General features: G+C 39.4%; 4 protein-coding genes. All 4 read left to right on the top strand.

What is annotated here, in order from left to right:
• Positions 1 to 241, top strand: a 241-nt coding sequence (locus IQ224_RS21995; RefSeq protein ID WP_194032751.1) for a transposase, incomplete at its 5' end; no start/stop codon positions are given.
• Between the two features lie 139 nt (positions 242 to 380).
• Complete coding sequence (locus IQ224_RS21990; RefSeq protein ID WP_228036350.1) at positions 381 to 1,031, top strand: hypothetical protein; 651 nt, start codon at positions 381 to 383, stop codon at positions 1,029 to 1,031.
• 345 nt (positions 1,032 to 1,376) lie between these two features.
• The gene (locus IQ224_RS21985) at positions 1,377 to 3,677 is read left to right on the top strand and encodes an ATP-binding protein (RefSeq protein WP_194033494.1); all 2,301 of its coding nucleotides are present in this window, start codon (positions 1,377 to 1,379) and stop codon (positions 3,675 to 3,677) included.
• Positions 3,622 to 4,068, top strand: a complete 447-nt coding sequence (locus IQ224_RS21980) for a response regulator (protein WP_002777485.1) — start codon at positions 3,622 to 3,624, stop codon at positions 4,066 to 4,068. Before IQ224_RS21985 ends, IQ224_RS21980 begins: the two co-directional genes overlap by 56 nt.
• Positions 4,069 to 4,165: the final 97 nt, after the last annotated feature.

Here is a 4,165-nt window from a genome sequence, read left to right as displayed (position 1 = left end):
AGAGGGAATGCTATCCATCTCGGAATGGTTGGCAAAATCCTCCAGTGTTTTTACTAAGAGTTGTCAAACAATCCGAAACTGGTTTGGAGAAATAATTAGTTATTTCGAGCGAAGGACAACGAATGGGGTGGTCGAGGGAATCAACAATAAACTTAAACTAATAAAAAGAAGAGGCTATGGCTTTAGAAACTTTCGGAATTTTTGGGTTAGAAGTATGTTATCTTGGCATCTTGTCTGTTGATTTAGCATAAAGAGTAACGAAGAGCCTGGAATCATCTACTCTACCGATTCATAATCCAGCCGAACGTTTATTAATTATCCTACAAAGATGTTCTCAAGACGAAACTAACGAATCAGTTCAAGCAGTTTTAGCAAGAGCAATGGAAGTGAAAAATGACACTGATTCTGTTCAGAAAGGGTTGATTCAATTACTACAGCTTATTTATCACATAGAAGATCAACTACAATATTTTCCTTCAAGAAAACAGTCTTCCTATAAAGAACTTATGACACAAATTAAGGATGAATTAATTAGTGTATTTTCAAGACTTGAAATGTCTTGGTCACATTCTTTCTTACAGCCATTAAACTCTCCTGACTGGTACGCTCTACATTGGCTTCCTTCTTGTGTAGAAGATTTTGAGGAAATATATTTAAGCAAAGAGGATTTGAACAGGTTAAGGGAAGAAATCTTAGGTTTAATTCAAATGATTGAAGATAGCAAAATTACGCAAGAGTTTAAACAATTTCTGCTGATTAAATTAAATGAAGTCCTAGAAGCTCTTAACAAATTTTACATCGTTGGCTATAATGGTCTTCGCAAGGAAATTTTGGCTACCCTCACCGAGGTGGGAATTAATGAAGTCGAAGGTGAAGATAAGGAAACCAAGAACAATATATCCCAAAAGTTATGGGAATTTTTCACAAAAATAGTTCCAGAAAAAGCACAAAAGATTAATCCGCCAATTAGTCTCCTTGTAAATAGTTATAAGCTTGCAGAAATGTTCAAAATTTTACCTCCAGGTAATTAACAAAAAAGGGTTGCTATCATATTTAAATCTTAGATTTTGGTGTGTTACGCTTCGCTAACACACCCTACTGTATATTTTTATTAAGAATTATCTGTCCCTTGTAACATTAAATCTTAATTCTTAACAAATTACCCTAGATTCTCAGAGAAAAACTGATTATAATAAAGGGAACTGAACAGAACTGCTCGATCAATAGATAACTGATTAATTAAAGTTTTATTACTTTTGATGGCCTAGTATTAAGAGAAGTAAATTTATTCTTGATCGCCCCCCGAAAGTGAGAAGAAATAGTTTTAATAAACAAAGAGTTTTCAACTTGGCAAAAATCCTCTGGGGGCAATACACATGGAAGTTCTAACCGAGACAATTAACCCAACTTCGATCGAACGGGAACCGATCCATCTCTATAACCGAATTCAACCGCACGGGGTGCTTTTAGTTCTCAGCGAACCAGAGCTAAAAGTCAGCCAAACTAGCAGTAATAGCCGCAGTTTATTGGGAATTTCTCCGGGGGAAATTATCGGTAAAACCCTAGAAGAAATCTTCGATCCCTTTCAGATCGATCCTCTGAAATCAGCCATAGAAAATAACGATTTTGATGCTATCAATCCCTGCAAAATTTGGGCGCGGGTTAAAGGGGATGATTTCGCCGTCTTTGATGCTATTTTCCACCGCAACGCCGAACAAATGCTGATTTTAGAGTTAGAACCAGCTATTTCCTATGAAAACATTCCTTTCCTGAGTTTCTATCACCTAGCCAAAACTTCGATCGATAAACTTGAAGCCACCCGTAACCTGAAAGATTTCTGTAATATCATCGTTAAAGAAGTGCGAAAAATGACAGGATTTGATCGAGTTATGTTATACAAATTCGACGAAGAAGATAACGGTGATGTGATAGCAGAAGACAAAATAGAGCAACTAGAACCCTATCTCGGTTTACGTTATCCTGCTTCCGATATCCCTCTCCCGGCACGAAATTTATTAAGTGCTAATTGGATTCGACAGATTCCCGATGCCACCTCTGAACCCGTCGATCTAGTGCCTAGTCTTCATCCCGAAACTCAACAACCTTTAAATTTAACCCTGTCCAGTCTGAGAAGTGCTTCTCCCTGTCATTTAGAATACCTGCATAATATGGGAGTGGGAGCATCTTTAACCATTTCTCTGATTGAAAATAAACGTCTCTGGGGTATTATTGCCTGTCATCACCGCACCCCTAAATATGTACCCTACGAACTGCGTAAAGCTTGTGAGTTCTTAGGAAGAGTGATTTTTTCGGAAATATCAGCACGGGAAGAAACCGAGGATTATGACTATCGAGTGAAATTAAACTTTGTGCAATCGCAATTAATCGATTATATGGCTGAAGCTAATAACTTTATCGATGGATTAATTGCCCATAAACCGAATCTGCTTGATCTAACTAAAGCCACAGGAGCCGCTATTTTTTTAGGCGGCAATTATACATTAATTGGAGTAACACCAAGCGAAGAAGAACTAAATTATCTGATTACTTGGCTAGAAAAAAACGTCCATGAAGATGTTTACTATACCAATTCCTTACCGCGAATTTATACCGATGGGGGTAAGTTTAAAGATATTGCCAGTGGTTTACTAGCAATTCCTATTTCTAAACGTAATTATCTCCTCTGGTTTCGTCCGGAAGTAATTCAAACCGTGAACTGGGGTGGTGATCCGGGTAAAGCGATCGAAACGACTGCCATAGATGGTAATATTCGTCTCTGTCCGCGTAAATCTTTCTCCCTCTGGAAAGAAACCGTTCGCTTGAAATCTTTACCCTGGAAAGCGGTAGAAATTAACGCCGCACTAGAATTACGAAAAGCGATCGTCAATATCATCTTAAAACAAGCCGATGAATTGGCACGTTTAGCGCGGGATTTGGAACTATCAAACGCCGAATTAAAAAAATTCGCCTACGTCGCCTCCCACGATTTACAGGAACCCCTCAATCAAGTCGCCAACTATGTGCAGTTGCTAGAAATGCGCTACACCGAAGAACTGGACGAAGATGCTAAAGAATTTATTACTTTTGCCGTCGAAGGTGTCAGCTTGATGCAAACATTAATAGATGATGTGCTGGCTTACTCAAAAGTGGATATGCAGGCGGTAGAGTTTAATACCATTGATGCTAATCTGGCACTGGAAAAAGCTCTCGCTAACCTGAAAGGGAGAACTCAAGAAAGTCAAGCTATAATCACCGTTGATCCTTTGCCAATTGTCATGGCAGATAAAACCCAGTTAATGCAATTGTTCCAAAATCTCATCGGTAATGCCATTAAATTCCGAGGAAAAGCAACTCCCACTATTCATATTTCCGCGCAACGTCAAGAGGAGGAATGGCTGTTCTCTGTCACCGATAATGGAATTGGCATCGATCCCCGATTTTACGAACGCATTTTCGTGATTTTCCAACGACTACATACCCGCGACGAGTACCCCGGCACAGGTATGGGTTTAGCGATTTGTAAGAAAATTATCGAGTGTCATCGCGGACGAATTTGGGTAGAATCCCAATTAGGTAAAGGAGCGGTTTTCTATTTTACAATTCCCCTAGGAGGTAACGAGCGTGAGCGCTGGCGAGGACGTGCCACACAAAATTATCTTATTAGTGGAGGACAGTAAAGCTGATATTCGCCTCATCCAAGAGGCATTAAAAACTAGCACCGTCCCGCATGAATTAGTTATCGTTAGGGATGGTGTCAACGCTATGGATTATCTGCGTCGAGAAGGGGAGTATATCGATTCTCCTCGTCCTAATCTGATTCTTCTCGATCTGAATTTGCCAAGAAAAGACGGACGGGAGGTATTAGCGGAAATTAAAAACGATCCCAGTTTAAAAAGAATTCCTGTGGTGGTTTTAACCACTTCTCGCAACGAGGAGGATATTTTTTATAGCTATGAACTGCACGTTAATTGTTATATAACCAAGTCGCGCAATCTCAACGATTTGTTCAAAATTGTCAAAAATATTGAGGCTTTTTGGTTAGAAACCGCTACTTTACCTGGGGAGTGAATCATTATCAGTTATCAGGAGGCAGGAGTCAGGAGTCAGGAGTCAGAAGTCAGGAGATTATTTTTATTTATTCTTCCCACACCCCACACCCCACACC

Source organism: Microcystis sp. LEGE 00066, from assembly GCF_015207925.1.
GTDB lineage: Bacteria > Cyanobacteriota > Cyanobacteriia > Cyanobacteriales > Microcystaceae > Microcystis > Microcystis ichthyoblabe_A.
The sequence above is the reverse complement of the archived record's forward strand: the minus strand, read 5'-3'. Positions and strand labels throughout refer to the sequence as shown.

Excerpts from the sequence above, each read along its gene's own strand:
- IQ224_RS21990 (WP_228036350.1), top strand. The coding sequence starts at position 381 with ATGGAAGTGAAAAATGACACTGATTCTGTTCAGAAAGGGTTGATTCAA.
- IQ224_RS21985 (WP_194033494.1), top strand. The coding sequence starts at position 1,377 with ATGGAAGTTCTAACCGAGACAATTAACCCAACTTCGATCGAACGGGAA.